At 61.3% G+C, this 16,466-nt stretch carries 18 protein-coding genes and 3 pseudogenes; 8 read left to right on the forward strand and 13 right to left on the reverse strand.

Features of this window, described 5'->3' with window-relative positions:
- Positions 1–29 precede the first annotated feature (29 nt).
- The 3 genes from astD to L1075_RS04070 are packed head-to-tail and all read left to right on the forward strand — an operon-like array spanning position 30 to position 3,403.
- On the forward strand, positions 30–1,499 hold the full coding sequence (astD, locus tag L1075_RS04060) for a succinylglutamate-semialdehyde dehydrogenase (protein WP_246940134.1): 1,470 nt from the start codon (positions 30–32) through the stop codon (positions 1,497–1,499).
- Positions 1,500–1,510: 11 nt separating this feature from the next.
- On the forward strand, positions 1,511–2,857 hold the full coding sequence (gene astB, locus L1075_RS04065; protein ID WP_378112122.1) for an N-succinylarginine dihydrolase: 1,347 nt from the start codon (positions 1,511–1,513) through the stop codon (positions 2,855–2,857).
- Between the two features lie 60 nt (positions 2,858–2,917).
- Positions 2,918–3,403: a GNAT family N-acetyltransferase gene (locus L1075_RS04070; protein WP_246940140.1), complete on the forward strand. Its 486-nt coding sequence runs from the start codon at positions 2,918–2,920 to the stop codon at positions 3,401–3,403.
- Between the two features lie 55 nt (positions 3,404–3,458).
- Here the strand turns inward: L1075_RS04070 and L1075_RS04075 are convergent, their stop codons facing one another.
- The 6 genes from L1075_RS04075 to L1075_RS04100 form a co-directional block, all read right to left on the reverse strand.
- Positions 3,459–3,800 carry a HepT-like ribonuclease domain-containing protein gene (locus L1075_RS04075; RefSeq protein ID WP_246940142.1) on the reverse strand — a complete coding sequence of 114 codons (342 nt, stop codon included), beginning with the start codon at positions 3,798–3,800 and terminating at the stop codon, positions 3,459–3,461.
- Positions 3,797–4,087: a nucleotidyltransferase family protein gene (locus tag L1075_RS04080; RefSeq protein WP_040242880.1), complete on the reverse strand. Its 291-nt coding sequence runs from the start codon at positions 4,085–4,087 to the stop codon at positions 3,797–3,799. Before L1075_RS04080 ends, L1075_RS04075 begins: the two co-directional genes overlap by 4 nt.
- A 106-nt stretch (positions 4,088–4,193) precedes the next feature.
- Entirely contained in the window at positions 4,194–5,393 is a 1,200-nt protein-coding gene (locus L1075_RS04085) for a CynX/NimT family MFS transporter (protein ID WP_246940145.1), read from the reverse strand.
- A gap of 181 nt (positions 5,394–5,574) precedes the next feature.
- Entirely contained in the window at positions 5,575–6,159 is a 585-nt protein-coding gene (locus tag L1075_RS04090) for an NAD(P)H-dependent oxidoreductase (RefSeq protein ID WP_246940148.1), read from the reverse strand.
- 159 nt (positions 6,160–6,318) lie between these two features.
- Positions 6,319–7,194, reverse strand: coding sequence for a LysR substrate-binding domain-containing protein (locus tag L1075_RS04095; protein WP_246940150.1), 876 nt, complete (start codon positions 7,192–7,194; stop codon positions 6,319–6,321).
- A gap of 57 nt (positions 7,195–7,251) precedes the next feature.
- Positions 7,252–7,599, reverse strand: coding sequence for a putative quinol monooxygenase (locus L1075_RS04100; RefSeq protein WP_040242874.1), 348 nt, complete (start codon positions 7,597–7,599; stop codon positions 7,252–7,254).
- Between the two features lie 499 nt (positions 7,600–8,098).
- Here L1075_RS04100 and L1075_RS04105 point away from each other — a divergent pair, with 499 nt between their 5' ends.
- Positions 8,099–8,935 (forward strand): hypothetical protein, encoded by an 837-nt coding sequence (locus tag L1075_RS04105; protein ID WP_246940152.1) that lies wholly within the window; start codon positions 8,099–8,101, stop codon positions 8,933–8,935.
- A 23-nt stretch (positions 8,936–8,958) separates the two neighbouring features.
- Here L1075_RS04105 and L1075_RS04110 read toward each other — a convergent pair.
- From L1075_RS04110 to L1075_RS04120, 3 genes and pseudogenes are all read right to left on the reverse strand, one after another.
- Positions 8,959–9,634 (reverse strand): annotated as a pseudogene (locus L1075_RS04110) (DUF924 family protein).
- A complete protein-coding gene (locus L1075_RS04115) occupies positions 9,540–10,040 on the reverse strand; it encodes a methylated-DNA--[protein]-cysteine S-methyltransferase (RefSeq protein ID WP_246940154.1) in 501 nt (166 codons plus the stop codon). The pseudogene L1075_RS04110 and the gene L1075_RS04115 overlap by 95 nt, the downstream one beginning before the upstream one ends.
- A gap of 1 nt (position 10,041) precedes the next feature.
- On the reverse strand, positions 10,042–11,403 hold the full coding sequence (locus L1075_RS04120; RefSeq protein WP_246940156.1) for a DNA-3-methyladenine glycosylase 2 family protein: 1,362 nt from the start codon (positions 11,401–11,403) through the stop codon (positions 10,042–10,044).
- A gap of 168 nt (positions 11,404–11,571) precedes the next feature.
- Between L1075_RS04120 and L1075_RS04125 the strand changes: the two genes are divergently transcribed.
- On the forward strand, positions 11,572–12,678 hold the full coding sequence (locus tag L1075_RS04125) for an AbrB family transcriptional regulator (protein ID WP_246940158.1): 1,107 nt from the start codon (positions 11,572–11,574) through the stop codon (positions 12,676–12,678).
- Between the two features lie 70 nt (positions 12,679–12,748).
- Here L1075_RS04125 and L1075_RS04130 read toward each other — a convergent pair whose 3' ends face one another.
- Positions 12,749–13,516 (reverse strand): ABC transporter substrate-binding protein, encoded by a 768-nt coding sequence (locus L1075_RS04130; RefSeq protein WP_246940160.1) that lies wholly within the window; start codon positions 13,514–13,516, stop codon positions 12,749–12,751.
- A 207-nt stretch (positions 13,517–13,723) separates the two neighbouring features.
- On the opposite strand from L1075_RS04130, the gene L1075_RS04135 reads away from it, so the two are divergent.
- Both L1075_RS04135 and L1075_RS04140 read left to right on the forward strand, forming a co-directional pair.
- Complete coding sequence (locus L1075_RS04135) at positions 13,724–14,035, forward strand: BrnT family toxin (RefSeq protein ID WP_075368249.1); 312 nt, start codon at positions 13,724–13,726, stop codon at positions 14,033–14,035.
- The gene (locus L1075_RS04140) at positions 14,010–14,276 is read left to right on the forward strand and encodes a BrnA antitoxin family protein (RefSeq protein WP_075368248.1); all 267 of its coding nucleotides are present in this window, start codon (positions 14,010–14,012) and stop codon (positions 14,274–14,276) included. The genes L1075_RS04135 and L1075_RS04140 overlap by 26 nt, the downstream gene beginning before the upstream one ends.
- A gap of 85 nt (positions 14,277–14,361) precedes the next feature.
- Here the strand turns inward: L1075_RS04140 and L1075_RS04145 are convergent, their stop codons facing one another.
- Positions 14,362–14,673: a cupin domain-containing protein gene (locus L1075_RS04145; RefSeq protein WP_246940163.1), complete on the reverse strand. Its 312-nt coding sequence runs from the start codon at positions 14,671–14,673 to the stop codon at positions 14,362–14,364.
- Between the two features lie 126 nt (positions 14,674–14,799).
- Between L1075_RS04145 and L1075_RS04150 the strand changes: the two are divergent.
- A pseudogene (locus L1075_RS04150) lies at positions 14,800–14,919 on the forward strand (helix-turn-helix domain-containing protein); the annotation flags it as partial.
- On the opposite strand, the pseudogene L1075_RS15855 reads toward L1075_RS04150, so the two are convergent.
- Both L1075_RS15855 and L1075_RS04155 read right to left on the reverse strand, forming a co-directional pair.
- Positions 14,896–15,075 (reverse strand): annotated as a pseudogene (locus tag L1075_RS15855) (transposase); the annotation flags it as partial. The pseudogenes L1075_RS04150 and L1075_RS15855 overlap by 24 nt on opposite strands.
- Before the next feature lie 152 nt (positions 15,076–15,227).
- Positions 15,228–16,157, reverse strand: a complete 930-nt coding sequence (locus L1075_RS04155) for a hypothetical protein (RefSeq protein ID WP_246940166.1) — start codon at positions 16,155–16,157, stop codon at positions 15,228–15,230.
- Positions 16,158–16,466: the final 309 nt, after the last annotated feature.

A 16,466-nucleotide genomic window follows, 5' to 3' on the forward strand; every position in this document is an offset into this window, starting at 1 on the left:
GTAGCTTACAAATGAATCAGGAGCGAACTATGCACGCCAAGCAGCAATTGCTGATCGACGGCGCCTGGGTCGAGGGTGACGCAGCGCGTTTCGATAAGACTGACCCCGTTTCGGGCGAGACCTTGTGGACGGCGGCTGCCGCCAGTGCCGCTCAAGTCGAGCTTGCGGTGGCCGCCGCACGGCGGGCGTTCCCCGCATGGGCACGTCACAGCTTCGAGGAACGCCAGGCCGTAGTCGAGCGTTTCCGCGAGCGTCTGGAAGCCAACCGTGAGGCGTTGGCGACGAGCATCGCGCATGAAACCGGCAAGCCGCTTTGGGAAGCGCGTACCGAGATCGGCGCGATGATCGGCAAGGTCGCCATCTCGATTACCGCTTATCACGAGCGCACCGGCGAACGTTCGCGGGATGTCGGCGGCAGCCGCGCGGTGCTGCGCCATCGCCCGCACGGCGTGCTGGCGGTGTACGGCCCTTACAACTTCCCCGGGCATCTGCCCAACGGGCATATCGTCCCGGCACTGCTGGCCGGCAACGCGGTGGTCTTCAAGCCCAGCGAGCAGACGCCAATGACCGCCGATCTGACGTTGCAATGCTGGCTCGAGGCGGGCCTGCCCGCCGGCGTGATCAATCTGGTGCAGGGCGCGGCCGAAGTTGGCCAGGCGCTGGCCGGCAGCGCCGACATCGACGGTCTGCTGTTTACCGGCAGCGCCAAGATCGGCGGGCTGCTGCATCGCCAGTTCGGCGGTCAGGTCGACAAGATCCTGGCGCTGGAACTGGGCGGCAACAATCCGCTGGTGGTCAAGGATGTGCCGGACGAGGAAGCGGCGGTATTGTCGATCCTGCAGTCGGCGTTCGCCTCCGGCGGGCAGCGTTGCACCTGTGCGCGCCGCCTGATCGTGCCTCACGGCGCGGCGGGGGATGCGCTGCTCGAAGCGTTGGTGCGTGCCATCGGCGCGCTGCGTGTGGCGGGGCCATTCAGCGAGCCCGCGCCGTTCTATGCGGGGTTGGCCAGTGTCGAGGGAGCGGATGGCTTGCTGGCCGCCCAGGACGATTTCGTTGCACGCGGCGGCCGGATATTGAGCCGTATGCGCCGCCTTGAAGAGGGCACCAGCCTGCTATCGCCGGGGCTGATCGACGTCACCGGCTGCGAGGTGCCCGACGAAGAGCATTTCGGACCGCTGCTCAAGGTGCATCGCTACCATGATTGGGACGAGGCCATCGCCCTGGCTAACGATACCCGTTATGGCCTATCGGCAGGCCTGATCGGTGGTGAGCAAGCCGACTGGGACGACTTCCTGCTGCGCATCCGTGCCGGCATCGTCAACTGGAACCGCCAGACTACCGGCGCCTCCAGCGACGCGCCCTTCGGTGGTATCGGCGACAGCGGCAACCATCGCCCCAGCGCCTATTACGCCGCCGATTACTGCGCGTATCCGGTCGCCTCGATGGAAACCGAGACGCTCAGCCTGCCCGATACTCTGCCGCCGGGGGTGGTGCTATGAGCGAAAGTTCTATGAGCGAAGAGGTACGCGAGGTCAACTTCGACGGCCTGGTGGGGCCGACCCACAACTACGCCGGGCTGGCGCACGGTAATGTCGCCTCGATGCGCCATGGCGGGCTGACCGCCAATCCGCGCGAGGCGGCCCTGCAAGGGCTGGCCAAGATGAAGTCGCTGATGGAGGCAGGGTTCGCGCAGGGCGTGCTGCCGCCCCAGCAGCGCCCCGATCTGGGGGCATTGCGCGATCTCGGCTTCACCGGCGACGACGCCGGTGTGCTCGCCCAGGCGGCACGCCAGGCACCGCAACTGCTGCGCGCGGTATGCTCGGCCTCGTCGATGTGGACGGCGAATGCCGCCACCGTCACGCCCAGCCTGGATGCGCCGGACGGGCGCGTCCACTTCACCGCCGCGAATCTACAGTCGAGCTTTCACCGCTATCTCGAGCCGCGGACCACGGCGCGGGTGCTGGCGGCGATGTTCCACGACCCGGCGCATTTCGCGCATCATCCGGTGCTGCCGGCCACGCCGACGTTCTCCGACGAGGGGGCCGCCAACCACACCCGCTTGTGCGGCGATCACGACGAACCGGGCGTGCACCTCTACGTATACGGACGCCAGGCCTTCGGCGGTCAACACGGCCCCACGCGCTACCCCGCGCGCCAGACGCTGGAGGCCAGTCAGGCGATCGCCCGCCAGCATGGCTTGAGCGACGCACAGACGGTGTTCGCCCAGCAAAACCCCGACGCCATCGACGCCGGTGTCTTTCATAACGACGTCATCGCCGTCGGCAACGGCCCGGTGCTGCTCTATCACGACATGGCGTTTCGGGATGAAGACGCCACGCTGGACGCGCTGCGCGCCCGGATGGCGACGCCACTGATCCCGGTGCGCGTGCCGAGCGAGGCGGTCAGCCTCGAGGATGCGGTATCGACGTATCTGTTCAACTCGCAGTTGCTCTCCAACCCCGACGGCAGCATGACACTGGTCGTGCCCGGCGAGTGTCAGGAGAACGAAACCGTGTGGCGCACGATTCAGGACTTGCTGCTGGCGGGGTACAACCCGATCAGCGAAGTGCTGGTCAAGGACGTCAAGCAGAGCATGCGTAATGGCGGTGGCCCGGCGTGTCTGCGCCTGCGGGTAGCGCTCTCGTCGGCCGAACGTCAGACACTCGGCGGCCGCGTGTTGCTCGACGAGGCGCTGCATGGCGACCTGACAGCCTGGGTCGAGCGGCATTACCGCGATCGACTAGCGCCCGAGGATCTCGCCGATCCGCAACTCGCCCAGGAATCGCTGACAGCCCTGGACGAGCTGACTCAGCTATTGGGCATCGGCGCGGTATATCCGTTTCAGTTAGAAGCCTGAGACCATCCAGGCGACGCCAGATAGGGCCGAGCCTCGCTGAAAGCGATCAGGAGCATGTGCGTGATCGAGAATATCGCTATCGTCAGGCTGCAGGCCGACTCACCTCACGCGAGAACCGTGGCGGGCTGGACTCATGACGCCTGGGGGCATCTGCACCCCGATACCTCGGCGACGGAGTATCGTCGGGCGTTCTATGCGCAGTGCGGCGAAGGTGGCGTGCCTTCGGTGTTCGTGGCAATGCACGGGGCGTCGCCGGTGGGTACGGCAAGCTTGGTCGCCGACGACATGAGCATCCGCCGCGAACTGACGCCTTGGCTGGCCTCGGTATTCGTGCTGCCCGAATGGCGCGGCCATGGTATCGCTTCGCGCCTGGTGCAGCGGGTCGAGGCGGAAGCGCTGGCCCACAGCATCCGCCATTTCCACCTCTACACGCCCGATCAACAGGCGCTGTATCGTCACCTAGGATGGGAGGATCGCGAGGCGCTGACCTATCGCGGCGAGTCTGTGACCGTCATGAGTCGGCGGTTGGATGCCTCTACGATCTGAGTCAGCTACTGCTAGCAGCGCCGCCGACCATGCGGCAAGGTCTCGACCCGGTAGCTCAAGACTCTGACCTTTTTTCGAGCATGTCCTCGAGGCACTTCTCAAGAGGACGCAAGTGCTGGTCCATAACCTTGATAACCGTTAAAGGGTCGATGTTGCCCAGATAGTTATGCACCAGAATATTGCGGAAGCCGCTAATTTCTCGCCAAGGTATCTGTGGGTATTCCTGCTTTAAATCATCGGGCAGCATTTGTGTGGCTTCGGATAATGTCTGCAGGTTTCGCAGTGCTGCGTCGTACAGGATTTCGTCGCACGCAAGGTCACCGCGTGATTGGATACGCCGCAGCTTGGCAATGTTATCGAGGATATGCTGAGCATAGGATTGCCAAGGCTTGTTCATAGTTCTACCGCCTCGTTCAGTATCTGCTGGCGGAAATGACGGTTCAGTTCATGCTCGGGCACAAGGTCGACCCGGCGCCCGAGCAAGGCCGCCAAGCGTTCCGCCAAAGGCAGGCGCTGGGTGAACAGATCGTATCCCGGCGGAAAGTCGACGAGAAAGTCGACATCACTTTCCGGCTTTTCCTGCTTGCGGGCGACCGACCCGAACACCCGGATTCGGCGAGCCCCGTACTGACGGGCCATGTTATCGATGGCTGCCTTCTGATGATGTAGGTCCTCAAGTAACATGGCGCCTCCCAAGGGCTAACTACCGTGTCCCGTATAATCGATGCCTTTCTTCTTGAAGAGCAAGTATAGGCTGCTATAGACGCAGATTAGTCACAAGCGTAGCGAGTCAACCCTCTCGCACCGTGACCAGTTTGGGCCGGCCGATCATCACGCCGGCGACGGTCTGCACGCTGAGCAGTCCCATCAGCAGCCACAGCGAGAGCCGCCAGTCGCCGGTGACGCCGTGCAGGGCGCCGAACACCAGCGGGCCGCCGGCGGCCATGAGGTAACCGAGGCTCTGGGCCATGCCGGATAGCATCGCGGCGTGGTTGGCGCGCCGGGTGCGCATCACGATCATGGTCAATGCGAAGCTGAAACAGCCGCCTTGGCCGGCGCCGAGCAGGATCGCCCATAGCGTCGGCGACGCCGTGGGCGCTAGCCATAAGCCTCCCAGTCCCAGCGCGATCAACGTGCAAAGTCCCAGTACCAGCAGGCTGTGGTGATGCAGCCGCGCGGCGAGGCGCGCGATCACGTAGCTGGCGGGAATGGTGGTCAAATTGATGATCGATAGCATGCCACCCGCGGCGGCGCTGGGGACGCCCGCGGCCGATGCCACGGCGGGGACCCAGGTCTGCAAGGTGTAGAAGCCCAGTGACTGCATGCCCATGAACAGCGTCAGGGTCCAGGCGGTGCGGCTCTTGAACAGCCGCGTGATGCGTGTCGATTGGCCGTCGTCGCTTGCCTTGGGCCGCCGCCAGGCCATCCAGATCCAGAGAGCCGTCGTCGCTACGCCAATGCCCGCCCACATCAGGATGGGCACCGACCAGGAGCCGCTGAGATTCATCAACGGCACGGCGGTTCCCGCACCCAGGGTGGCGCCGATCCCCATTACCACGGTGTAAAGCCCCATGGTTTGACCGATGCGCTCGGGGCGGTCGCGCTTGACCAGGCTGGGCATGAAGACGTTGCCGAAGGCGATGCCCAGGCCGGCGAAGAAGGTCCCGATGAGCATGACTGGCAGGCTTTCGATGCCACGCAGCAACCCGCCGAGCGCAATGGCGCCGAGTGCCAGCGCGATGGCGCGGTCCAGCCCCAGGCGTGCGGCAACGCCGGGCGCCAGCGGTGAGAGCACGCCGAAGCACAGGATCATGCCGGTGGTGAACAGGCTGGCGACGCCGGCACCGATGGCCAGTGTCTGCATGATCGATTCCAGTACCGGCCCCACCACCACGATGGGCGCGCGCAAATTGATCGCCGCCAGCGCGAAGGCGACGAGCCATAACGCAGCGGGTAGGGGAGCGGCTGGGGAAGCGGAACGCGCGGACATGGACAAAGCCTTCCTCTCGAACGGGCGCGCTATCTTAGCATCTCGTTGAAAAGCTTGCCGTGCGTCGAAAGGTGCAACGTCAGAGGGTGAGGCAGGTCACGCGCGGGGCCGCCACCGTGATGCGGCGGCGGCCCGGAGGCCGGTTCAGGCGCTGGCTTTAGCGTTCAGGCGTGGGCTTCGTTCAACTGATGGAAAAATGTTCGCGCAGATGTGCACGATAGGCGTCGATATGGCCGTCGATGTCGGGCGCCTTGATGACATCGTTGGCGATGTAGGTCGGCATGGCGTCCAGGCCAATGAATGCCTGCGATTTGTGGAATGGGAAGTAGACGCCGTCGACGCCCTGGCCTTCGAAGAAGTTGCCGGGCTCGTCGAAGGCTTCGACGGGGGCGTTCCAGGTCAGCGAGAGCATGTAGCGCCGTCCCTGCAGCAAGCCGCCGCTGCCGTACTGAAGGCTGGGGTCCTTGCGTGAGCGTCCGTCGCTGGCATAGAGCGATCCGTGGCCGGCGGTGAAGACTTCGTCGATATAGCGCTTGACCGTCCACGGTGTGCCCATCCACCAGCCGGGCATCTGGTAGACGATGACATCGGCCCACAGGAATTTCTCGACTTCGGCATCGGTATCGTAGCCGTCGTCGACGCGGGTCTCGCGGATCTCGTGGCCCATTTCGGCGAGTTCGCCGCGTGCCACGTCGTGCAGGGTGTCGTTATAACGGCCGCCGGAATGCGCAAAGGCCTTGGCGCCGTTGATCAGCAGAATCTTCATGGTGTCGTTACCACTTTCGTAGGCATGTGAATGCAAAAGGTGGGGCAGTCTGCCGAGTCGCGGCCTTGCGATAAAGGTGCCTAATTGCAAAACATTCTTGCATTAATCACAAAGATTGCGGCGCGCATGTTCCGGCGTGAGGGAATCGGCGTGAGGGAATCAGAGCGTCAGGCGGTCGGCGAAGAAATCCAGGAAGGCATTGATGCGGCCATGGAGCGCCGTATTGCGATAGTAGACCGCTTGAATGGGTTCGTGGCGCTCGTGGGTGGCGTCGTCGAGAACTACCGTCAAACGCCCGGCCTGGCAGGCGCCGCGTGTCAGGAAATCCGCCAGGCAGGCGATGCCCACGTCAGCCTCGGCCATTTGCAGCAACGCTTCGCCGCTGCTCGAGGCGAGAGTGGGCTGGATGGTGCGGCCGTCGCCGATGGGCCAGCGGTTGAGCTGGGTCAGATGCGTGAAGCCCAGCAGCACGTGATGCGCCAGGTCCTCGACATGGCGCGGCGTGCCGTAGCGTTCCAGGTAGGCGGGGCTTGCCACCAGGCGACGCCGGCTATGACCGAGCGGTCGCGCATGCAGGGTGGAGTCTTCCAGACGACCGATGCGAATGGCGACATCGGTGCGTTGCTCGATCAGGTCGATGTTGGTCTCGTGGGTGGTCAGTTCCAGGCGTACCTTGGGATAGGCGGCATGGAATTCGGCGAGGTGGGGCACGATCTGGTGCAGCAGAAACGGGGTGGCAGCGTCCACGCGCAGGCGCCCGGCGGGCTCGCGACGGCGCACCGTGAGCGCTTCCTCGGCGGTTTCCAGGGTGCCCAGCGCCTGGCGGGCCTGGGCGATGAACGCCTCGCCTTCCTCGGTAATGTCCAGGCGTCGCGTGGTGCGGTGCACGAGGGTCGTCTCGAGCCGCCTCTCCAGGCGCGAGACGGCCCGCGAGAGTCGCGCGGTGCTGGTGCTCAGGCGCTCGGCGGCAGCGGTGAAGCCACCGGCGTCGACCACGGCGAGCAGTGCCTCAAGATCGTCCCAGCGGCTTTTCATGAGACCTCGCGATGTGCGGGGGTAATGGCGAGGACGATCATCCGCCGGCGTGGCGCGTTACAGCTTGGGCGCGTCGAAATCGGCCGGCTCATCGGTGTACACGCAGACGTTGGCATCTTCGACATCGCCATCCTCGGCTTCGACGTATTCGGCGAAGAAGGCCTGCACTTCGCGGCGCTGGCAATGGGCTTCGAAGGAGGCGCGGTCGGCCCAGATCTCGTGGAAAACGATGGGATAGCTGGTGCCATCGGCGAACGGATTGTCGATCTTACGGGTCACGGTGTACTGGATGCAGGCGTCTTCGCGATGGGCATTGGGTTCGAGTGCCTGCAGCGCCTGGAAGACGCTCTCTTCCTTGCCGGGCTTGGGCTTGAACTGGGCAGTGCAATAGATCTTGCTGGACATGGGTGACCTCTTGAATGCATGCGAATGAACGCGAAGACGATACCATCTCGGTACCTGGTATCGGTAGCATCGGCTCATGTCTCGGGACGCCGGGCCGCTTGGCTTGCCGTCTAATCCAAAGGTGTATTGAGCGCGGCGACGGAATCGCTTATCAAGGAGACTCGAGCCACCGTCATGCGAGGTCGTCCCATGCGCGTCATGAAACCCGATACCCTGCGCCACGCGCTCATCGTCGCCTTGATGGGTTCCGCCACCTTGTTGGTCTCGGCGTTGAGCTACCAACTGCTGATCTGATGACGATGGCGCTCGGGCCACCGAGCGGTTACGCTCTATCGGAAAAATGCCTGCGCTCACCCATACGGCGTTAAAAATCGACTCAAAATGCTCATTTACCCTGTGTAAACTCTGCTTTTTCGCCAATTTTTGCCTTGTCTGGCCATCGCTCGCCGATTTTTCAGACAGAGCTTAGGGTCTGGGCATTGTCCCGGGAGCTTTCGTCATGTCGCTGTCTTCTTGCATGCCCCACCGCCGTTGGGCGGTGGCGGCGTTATTGATCTTGGCGCTGGTGTCGTGGCTTGGCGTCACGCACGACGTAGCGCTATCTACGCTGGATGACGCTCTCGCCACGGCGTTCAAGAGCTTTGCCTTGGCCAAGGCGCTCAATGCGGCCATTTCGGTGATGCAGAGCGTCACTGCCGACGCCATGGTTTTCCAGGTACAGTTCGGCCAGGCGCTGGACCCCGCCAATGACCTCGTCGAGCGTTTTTCGTGGATCATGTTTGCCTCCACGGCCTCGCTGGCCATGCAGAAAGTCTTGATCCAGATGGCCAGTCACGCGGTCATCAAGGCGCTTTTCTCGTTGAGCTGCCTGTTGCTGGCGGTGTCGCTCGTCTGGAGGCGTGGTGTTTGGCGCGAATGGGCCCGTCGGGCGTTCTTGCTGATGGCGTTCCTACGTTTCGCGGTGCTCATCGCGGCGCTGGCCAGCACCTGGATGGGCGATGCGCTGATTGGCGATCAGCGTGAGGGGCTTTATACGGCACTGGATCAAGATCGCGCGGTGTTCCAGGACGTTGCCGAGACGCAGGCCGGCATTCGTGAAGAAGACGACGGCGTGTGGCAACAGCTCAAGGATAAATGGGAAAGTGCCGTGGGCCATCCGGTGCGCGACCTGCTGACACGTCTGGATAGCATGACCGAGAACGTGGTGGCCTTGTCGGCGGTGTTCATCGTCCAGACGATTCTATTCCCCCTCGGTTTTCTCTATTTGAGCTGGCGCCTGCTCGGCACGCTGACCGCCCCGTTGGCGGGGCGTTATCCCGTTGCTCGCGGCGCCTGATCGCACGTACAGCGTCATCAGGCTTAAAAGGACGATCCCGGCTGGCGTAAGAAGTCGCGTTCTTCCGGCGTCGATTCCCGGCCCAGAACCGCATTGCGATGCGGATACCGGCCGAAGCGCTCGATAATCGCCCAATGGCGCCGTTCGAAGTCAAGATTGCGCTCCAGCCCCGGCTGATCGAAAAGCCGCAGGGCTTCCTGGTGGATCACGGGCGATTCGCTGTGCATGTGCGGCATATAGACGAACGCGCGCTGTTCGGGGGGGTAGCGCTTGATCGCCTCCGCGCGCGACCAGATGCTGGGCGAGGCTCAGCGCTAGCGGGTCCTGAGCGAAGGCCAGGGCCTGATCGCGGTAGATATTGCGCGAGAACTGATCCAGCAGCAGTATTTCCGCCAAGGCGCCGTGGCTACTTTGCCGCCAGGCGTAAAGTTCGCAGCGACATGCCGCGTCGTGGAGCGCCCCAAACCGCTCGGTGAGCGCCTTATCGAACGACGCGCTCTTGTTGAACCACTGCTTGGGACCCGCCTCTACGAACCAAAAATCCAGCACTTGCCGTGCCTGTTCGAAATCTTGCGTCATGGCGCACCTCCGTTGATTGATGCGATTAACGTGTTGAATGGTGCCTGATGTGCGTGCGCTCGAGCTCAAGTAGCCAGGCCTTGCGCTCGAGCCCGCCAGCATAGCCGGTGAGCGTACCATCACGCCCAATCACGCGATGACAAGGCACCACGATGGGCAGCGGGTTGCGGCCGTTGGCGGCGCCTACCGCGCGCACCGCCTTGAGGTTGTCGATGTCTCGGGCGATTTCCGCGTAGCTGCGCGTCTCCCCAAACGGAATGCGTGCCAATGCCTGCCATACGCGCTGCTGAAAGGGCGTGCCTTGCGGGTCGAGCGGCACGTCGAAATCGCGTAATTCCCCCTTGAGATAGGCGCTTAACTGTTCGCGGCAGGTCTCGGTGAGCGGCGAGGGCGCCGCCGGTGTCTCGGTATCGTCGACGAAGGCGATCTCGCGAATCCCGTGCTCGCTGGCGAGGATGCGTAGCATGCCCAGCGGCGAGGTCGGTTCGGGCGTGACGTAATCGAGAGCGTAGGCGGGGGATGCCATATCAGCGACTCCAGAGTTGTAGGGTGAGATAACTGCGCCACGGCGCGGCAAGATCCGGCTCGATCGCGTCCAGAGACGTCAGGGCCCGCTTGACGCCCAGGTCGCCGCCCAGCCAGATATCGGGATGGCTGGTGCCGCGCAAGGCGGCGTAATCGGCACTCCAGGGGCCGATGCCTTTGAGTGTGGTCCAGCAGCGAGGGTCGTCGTCGAGCCGCTGCTCGCATGCGACGTGCGCCAGGCCACGCAGACAGTCGCGGCGCGCCTGGGGCATGCGCAGAAACGTGAGATCGCTGGCGGCGATCCGCGCAGCCGTGGGGAAGTGGCGACCGCCCTCGGCGGTCGGCTCGCCGAGCGCCTCGACCAGATTGGTCGTATGCCCGCGCGCCGCCGAGATCGAGACCTGCTGGCCGAGAACCGCGCGAATGCCGGCCTCGAAGGGACTCCACAGGCCGGGCAAGCGCAAGCCTTCGACGAGGGAAAACGTCTCCGGGAGCGTCTTTTGCAACTGGGCCTCGATCAGGGCCGTATCGGCGTCCAGGTCGAGCACACGGCGGATGTTGCGTACCACCGGCGAGAGCGCCCCGAGGTCGTCGAGATTCAGCGTGACGCGAAAACAATGCTGGTCGGGCATGTGCTCGGCCGTGAAATGGCCACGCGCCGCTCCCCACTGAATGTAGCGTCCGTAGCGATGCGCGTCTCCCCATTCCAGTTTGTCGATACGCCGCACGGCGAGGAAGTCGCGCAGCCATTCCCAGGCGTAAGGCGGGCGATAGGCCAGCGTCAGCGTGAGGTCCTCGCTGGGGGGCCGAGGCGTACGGCGCAACTCGCGCGGTGCGTGTCCCACTTGGCGACGAAACGCATCGTTGAAGCGCCTCAGGCTGGTGAAGCCGCTGGCGTAGGCGATATCGGCCACCGGCAGCGCGCTCTGGTGCAGCAACTGCTTGGCGAACAGGCACTGGCGATGCAGGGCGTAGGCCTTGGGCGAGACGCCCAGATGCTGCTTGAAAAGCAGGCGCAGGTAGCGCTCTCCGATGCCGAGGCGGTCGCAGAGCGCGCCCAGGGAAGCTTGGCTCAGGGCGCCTTCGTCGATCAGCCGCAAGGCGCGGCGTAGCGTGGTGTGATTGCCATGCCAGGCGGGCGATTCCGGGGCGCTGTCCGGGCGACAGCGCAGGCAAGGCCGAAATCCCGCCTGGGCGGCGCTTACAGCGCTGGGGAAATAGCGCACATTGTCATCGCGCGGCGGCCGGGCAGGGCAGATCGGCCGGCAGTAGATACCGGTCGTGGTCACGCCGACGAAGAAGCGCCCATCGAAGCGAGCATCCCGAGATAGACGGGCCACGCGACAGCGGTCGGGATCGAGCATGGCGAGGTTCCTCGAAGCGGCAACGCTACCAGTGTAACGCGCTGACGGCACCGGACTCGCCGGATTCGGCAGTGATATACACGGCGGCGGTCTCGCGGTAGCTGCAGCGAGAAGTACTGCGGAAAGTCCTTAGCTTGCTATAATGCTTCTCTTTTGTGGAGTACCCCCTTGGCCCCTTCCCCGACCCCTGTGCCTTCTCGACCGTCGTCTCCCCGCATGCACCGTGCCGGGCTGTGGCTGGCGCTATTCGTGGCGTGCTGCGTGGCGAGTGGCGTGCTCAATCATTGGCACATGCCGGCGGGTGGCTTCATCGGCCCGATGCTGGTGGGCATCGCCTTCGGCATTGGCGGCAGCGGTCTGCGTCTGCCGAGACGCTGCTTCAAGCTCGGCCAAGGCACGGTCGGCGTGTTGATCGCGCATGCCATGACGATGAGCGTGCTGATGACGATCCTCGATGGCTGGCTGGTGATGCTGTTGGCCACGGCCATTACCCTGCTGCTCAGTCTGCTGGTGGGGATCGTTCTAGTGCGTTACGGCGGGCTTCCGGGCAGCACGGCGGCCTGGGGCACCACGCCGGGCGCGGCGGCGGCGATGGTGGCGATGGCTGAGGAGCGCGAAGATACCGACCCGCGTATCGTGGCGGCGATGCAATACGTGCGAGTGGTATGCGTGGTGCTCGTGGGGGCCCTGGTGAGCCATTGGCTGGGGGTGAGCGATACACCATCGCGTGGCGGGGGCGGCTTTCCTGACGACCTGGCCGGGACGGTCGATTTGGCGATCACCTTGGCGGTTATCGTCGGCGGGGTCTGGCTGTGCGATCGCCGCTTGCCTGCGGGCGCCTTGCTGGGGCCGATGCTGATCGGCACAGTGCTGCATCTCGCCGGCTGGGCGACGCTGTCGATGCCGGCACCCTTGCTGATGCTGGCTTACGGCTTCATCGGTGTCTATGTGGGGCTGCGCTTCGACCGCGACGCGCTGGCGACCGTGGCTCGCTCGCTGGGCAAGATGGTCATGGCGTCGATAGTGCTGATCGGGCTATGTGCGCTTTCCGCGCTGTTGATGGTAGGGCTCATGGACACGAGTTTCATCACCGCCTACCTGGCGACCAGCCCTGGCGGGCTCGACTCGATGACCATCATCGCCATCGACACGCATGCCGATTTGGGTCTCGTGGTGGCGCTGCAGACATTGCGGCTCTTCACGGTGGTGCTACTGGGGCCGGCAATGGCGCGTTTCATCGCGCGTTTCGCCCCGTCCGGGAAAGGTACGTCCTGAGCGTTTGCCGTAACGCAAAGGGGCGGCCCGCAGGCCGCCCCTTTGGCGTGGCGTTGGTTGTCCCGACGTCTTACTTGGATCCTGTAGCGAAATACTTGTTGTAGATTTCCTGATAGGTGCCATTTTCCTTCAGCGTCGCTAGCGCTTCGTTGAACTGGTCTGCCAGCTCCTGATCGCGCTTGCGGAATGCAATGCCAAAGCCTTCACCGAAGTACTTCTCGGGCTCGGTGATCATGCTGCCGACCACCTTATAGCTACCCTCTTCGCTGTCCAGCAGGGTCGACTTGCCGACCGGGAAGTCCAGGAAGGCGATATCGACACGACCGGCATCCATGTCGAGGACGAGATCATCGGCGGTGGAGTAACGGCTGATCTCGGCCGCGTCGCCGAACATGTCGGTGGCGTAGTTATCCTGCAACGTGCCGCGCTGCACCCCGATGGTCTTGCCTTCGAGCGTTTGCTTGGCTGGGAAGTCGATGCTGCTGTCCTCCGGTGTGAACCACGCGGAGGGCGGCTTGATGTACGGGTCGGAGAAGAGCACGGTTCCCTTGCGTTCTTCGTTGATGGTCATCGAAGACATGATCGCGTCGTACTTACGCGCCATCAGGCCCGGAATGATGCCGTCCCACGCCTGCACGACCCACTCGCACTTCCTGTCGATCTCTTCGCAGATGGCGTTGCCGAGCTCGATGTCGAAGCCGGTGAGTTCACCGTCGGCTGTGCGGTATTCCATCGGCTCGTAAGGCACATCGACGCCGATACGCAAGGTGTCCTGCGCGACGGCGCTACCGGCCAGCAAGGCGCTACCGAGAAGGGTGATGGTCAGCAATTTTTTCATGGAAAGCTCTCTACGGAATTTGCAGTGTGTTGTTATGGAGCCGCCTCGTGAGCAGCCCTGAGTTTCACGTCTTGCAGCATATCGAAGCACCGCCGCGATGCCTAGCGTCGCGTGGCTTGGCGAAGGGCGTATGCAATGGGAAAGACTGTGAGGTCTGCACTGGTTGGCATGTGTTGACGCCTCTGTATATGTTGATAATATACTTCTATGATCAATTGGGTAAAAGTTACTGGCTTTGACTGGGATGAGGGTAACGCCCGGAAAAATGCGGAGAAGCATGGCGTTAGCCAGGCCGAAGCGGAAGCAATTTTCTTCAATGAGCCGCTTCTAGTGCTGGAAGACTCCAAGCACAGCCAAGCCGAGGCCCGTTTCCATGCCCTTGGTGAAACAGATGATGAGCGGCTGCTCCACATCACGTTCACACTCAGGAAGGACGATACGCTGATTCGGGTAATTTCGGCCCGAGACATGCACCGCAAAGAGAGGGGTGTTTATGAGCAAGCTAAAAAAGATGCCTGAGTTCAAAACCGAAGCGGAAGAACAGGAGTTCTGGGAAACCCACGATTCCTCCGATTACCTGGACTGGAGCCAGGCGAAACAAGCGTCTTTTCCAAAATTGAAGCCCTCAACCAAGACGATTTCACTCCGCTTGCCCGAGACGCTGCTTGATCGGATCAAAATCGAAGCCAACAAACGGGATATGCCTTACCAATCCCTGATCAAAGCTTGGCTTGCAGATGACGTGAACGGCAGTCGTTAGGGCTGAGGTATTAATGATCACAGCATGCGCGGCTTTGCAGTGAGAGCGAAGCCGCAACAGAAAGAGTGGCGATTATAACTATTTGTTACACACTACCTTCATTTTCAACGACCAATACCCTAGCCTCGCCGATTGGATGAGCGACATGCTCAGTTCCGACTGTAGCGAAAAAAATATCACCGACTTCCAAGACAACGGATTCTTCTGTGCCGCCCTTTCTATAGTACATTTCTACTTGACCATCAAGAACGACAAACACCTCTTCACCATCATTGATGTGCCACTTGTAAGGTTGGTCTGTCCAATGTAAGCGGGTTGTGATGCCACTCATATTGGCGATATTTTTCGCACCCCAAGCATGATCTGCCTTGAATCCTTTGCTTCTGATTACTTCCACGTCTTATCTCCATTGGTGGAGAGTCTTGGATTCATAGAATAACCGCAGCACTTTGGGCCGCCAAGTAGAGGAAGGAGGGCCAGCGCCGGTACCCTCTCGACTTTACCGACCAAAGTGAAGCAGAGCATGGGATACCGACAGCTGACCCAGACCCAACGATACCAGATCCACGCCCAACAGGGTGTCCGTATGAGCCAGCGGCAGATCGCTAAAGTGCTTGGCATCCATAGCAGCACCGTCAGTCGCGTCGTTGCGGTACTTGGGGTGGAAAATCGACAGGTCCAGCTTGTGCTCGATCAGGTAGTGTACCGCGTGCTCAAAAGTGCCGGGCTGAAGCTGATCTTGGTAGTTGATCACCACCATGGCGCTCTGATCGTGGTTATAGGGCTTGAAGCGGGGCATGCCGACCACTCCTCATCTGTTTTCCTGATCCTACCAAAACCAAGGAGTCAGCGGGGTTTTTCTACAGCCTCAACGCCAACAGCACGCGCGGTTTTGGAATGGAGGCGCAGCCGCAATGTAAAAACCGTCGCCGTGCCTGTGATTGTTAGGCATTAGTCAAACTTGATCTCAATAGATTCAGTTACTTTGACCGCCATATTGTCTCTAGCATGTCCAACAAGGCAACAAAACATATATCTGACCGCTTCGGTGATAAGCTTGTGCAGCTTCTTCTTGTCATGCACTACTGGCACCACCCAGTCGCCGTTAAACTCCCGTAGGCTTTGTTCACTGATGTTTCCATTGTGCGCAGCCGAATTTCTTAATTTGACTAGCAAATCAATGACATCTCGCCCTTCTGGCAACTTTATACCGCATTCAGTAGCTAACAACGCTAGGTCACCGGAAAAGCCAATTTTCTCACTGAAGCTTCTCAGCCTTTCAGCAAATGAAGAGGCATCTTCATTGTCAGATGCTTCTTCGAACAAGATGAGCTGGAACAATATCTGATTGTCGATTTCCGACTCTCTGAGGGAGGCCCTAAACAAGCGAAGCAATAACGAAAACTTTGTATCCGTCTGCGCTTTCTGCTCAATGTCGGGAAGAGCATCAAGATGTCCAGGAATATTAGTGCCGTGCCGAATAACACGGTCGGAAGGTATGTAGAACTTTATACCTGGATTTTCAGGTCCTTCAGCAAATGCACATAGTGGAGTCGCTGGGTTAGCGGAAATCACAGACAAAGCACCAACAATATTCTCCGCTTCGCCTTCTTTACTTTCTATCGCTTCGACGAAGCTATCGCCTTCAACAGCTTCAAACTCTACAAGCGTGCAGTGCCCAGTGCTCGCGTAGTTCCTCAGCGTGTTTCCGAGATCCTTTCGCGTGAAACTAAAACGTACTGACTCAAGCTTCTTCTTGCCGTCATGAATCTCACCAGCAAAACCAGTAGGCGAAAGCGGCTTTACTGTCGCGGAAGGGAGCTTGATTTCCTTTTGAACGAAAGATCTACTGAAAATGAATCCAACCCTGTATATTTCCATTGCTCCCTCTTGCCTAACAGGTATTACCTAGCGCGCTCGTTTTGCTACTTGAACGAGCGCGCGCGTTTAATAAATCTTATCTGGCTTGCTTTTACGCACCTAAACCATTGATTTTAAGCCATGCTAAGAATGATTCGGCGCGTTATGCAGCATTCGCGTGCCTGCTGCCTTTGCCGGTTTTCGCCATTCTTTCAGCGTTGCGACGCAGTACGGATTTATCCTCAGGCACGCTACCGCTAAGGCCACTGCATATCGTATTGATGCGGTAGTCCCGTGCGTATCGGTTATTTTTTCGAGCCGTCTAAGCAG

The organism is Chromohalobacter beijerinckii (genome assembly GCF_023061185.1).
Classification (GTDB): domain Bacteria; phylum Pseudomonadota; class Gammaproteobacteria; order Pseudomonadales; family Halomonadaceae; genus Chromohalobacter; species Chromohalobacter beijerinckii.

What these genes read in the sequence shown, in the direction of transcription:
- astB (WP_378112122.1), top strand. Translation starts at nt 1,511, where the DNA reads ATGAGCGAAGAGGTACGCGAGGTCAACTTCGACGGCCTGGTGGGGCCG.
- L1075_RS04100 (WP_040242874.1), bottom strand. Translation starts at nt 7,599, where the DNA reads ATGTCCAGCAAGATCTATTGCACTGCCCAGTTCAAGCCCAAGCCCGGC.
- L1075_RS04155 (WP_246940166.1), bottom strand. Translation starts at nt 16,157, where the DNA reads ATGGAAATATACAGGGTTGGATTCATTTTCAGTAGATCTTTCGTTCAA.
- L1075_RS04130 (WP_246940160.1), bottom strand. Translation starts at nt 13,516, where the DNA reads ATGAAAAAATTGCTGACCATCACCCTTCTCGGTAGCGCCTTGCTGGCC.
- L1075_RS04090 (WP_246940148.1), bottom strand. Translation starts at nt 6,159, where the DNA reads ATGAAGATTCTGCTGATCAACGGCGCCAAGGCCTTTGCGCATTCCGGC.
- L1075_RS04075 (WP_246940142.1), bottom strand. Translation starts at nt 3,800, where the DNA reads ATGAACAAGCCTTGGCAATCCTATGCTCAGCATATCCTCGATAACATT.
- L1075_RS04095 (WP_246940150.1), bottom strand. Translation starts at nt 7,194, where the DNA reads ATGAAAAGCCGCTGGGACGATCTTGAGGCACTGCTCGCCGTGGTCGAC.
- L1075_RS04080 (WP_040242880.1), bottom strand. Translation starts at nt 4,087, where the DNA reads ATGTTACTTGAGGACCTACATCATCAGAAGGCAGCCATCGATAACATG.
- L1075_RS04085 (WP_246940145.1), bottom strand. Translation starts at nt 5,393, where the DNA reads ATGTCCGCGCGTTCCGCTTCCCCAGCCGCTCCCCTACCCGCTGCGTTA.
- astD (WP_246940134.1), top strand. Translation starts at nt 30, where the DNA reads ATGCACGCCAAGCAGCAATTGCTGATCGACGGCGCCTGGGTCGAGGGT.
- L1075_RS04120 (WP_246940156.1), bottom strand. Translation starts at nt 11,403, where the DNA reads ATGCTCGATCCCGACCGCTGTCGCGTGGCCCGTCTATCTCGGGATGCT.
- L1075_RS04115 (WP_246940154.1), bottom strand. Translation starts at nt 10,040, where the DNA reads ATGGCATCCCCCGCCTACGCTCTCGATTACGTCACGCCCGAACCGACC.
- L1075_RS04135 (WP_075368249.1), top strand. Translation starts at nt 13,724, where the DNA reads ATGATCAATTGGGTAAAAGTTACTGGCTTTGACTGGGATGAGGGTAAC.
- L1075_RS04140 (WP_075368248.1), top strand. Translation starts at nt 14,010, where the DNA reads ATGAGCAAGCTAAAAAAGATGCCTGAGTTCAAAACCGAAGCGGAAGAA.
- L1075_RS04105 (WP_246940152.1), top strand. Translation starts at nt 8,099, where the DNA reads ATGTCGCTGTCTTCTTGCATGCCCCACCGCCGTTGGGCGGTGGCGGCG.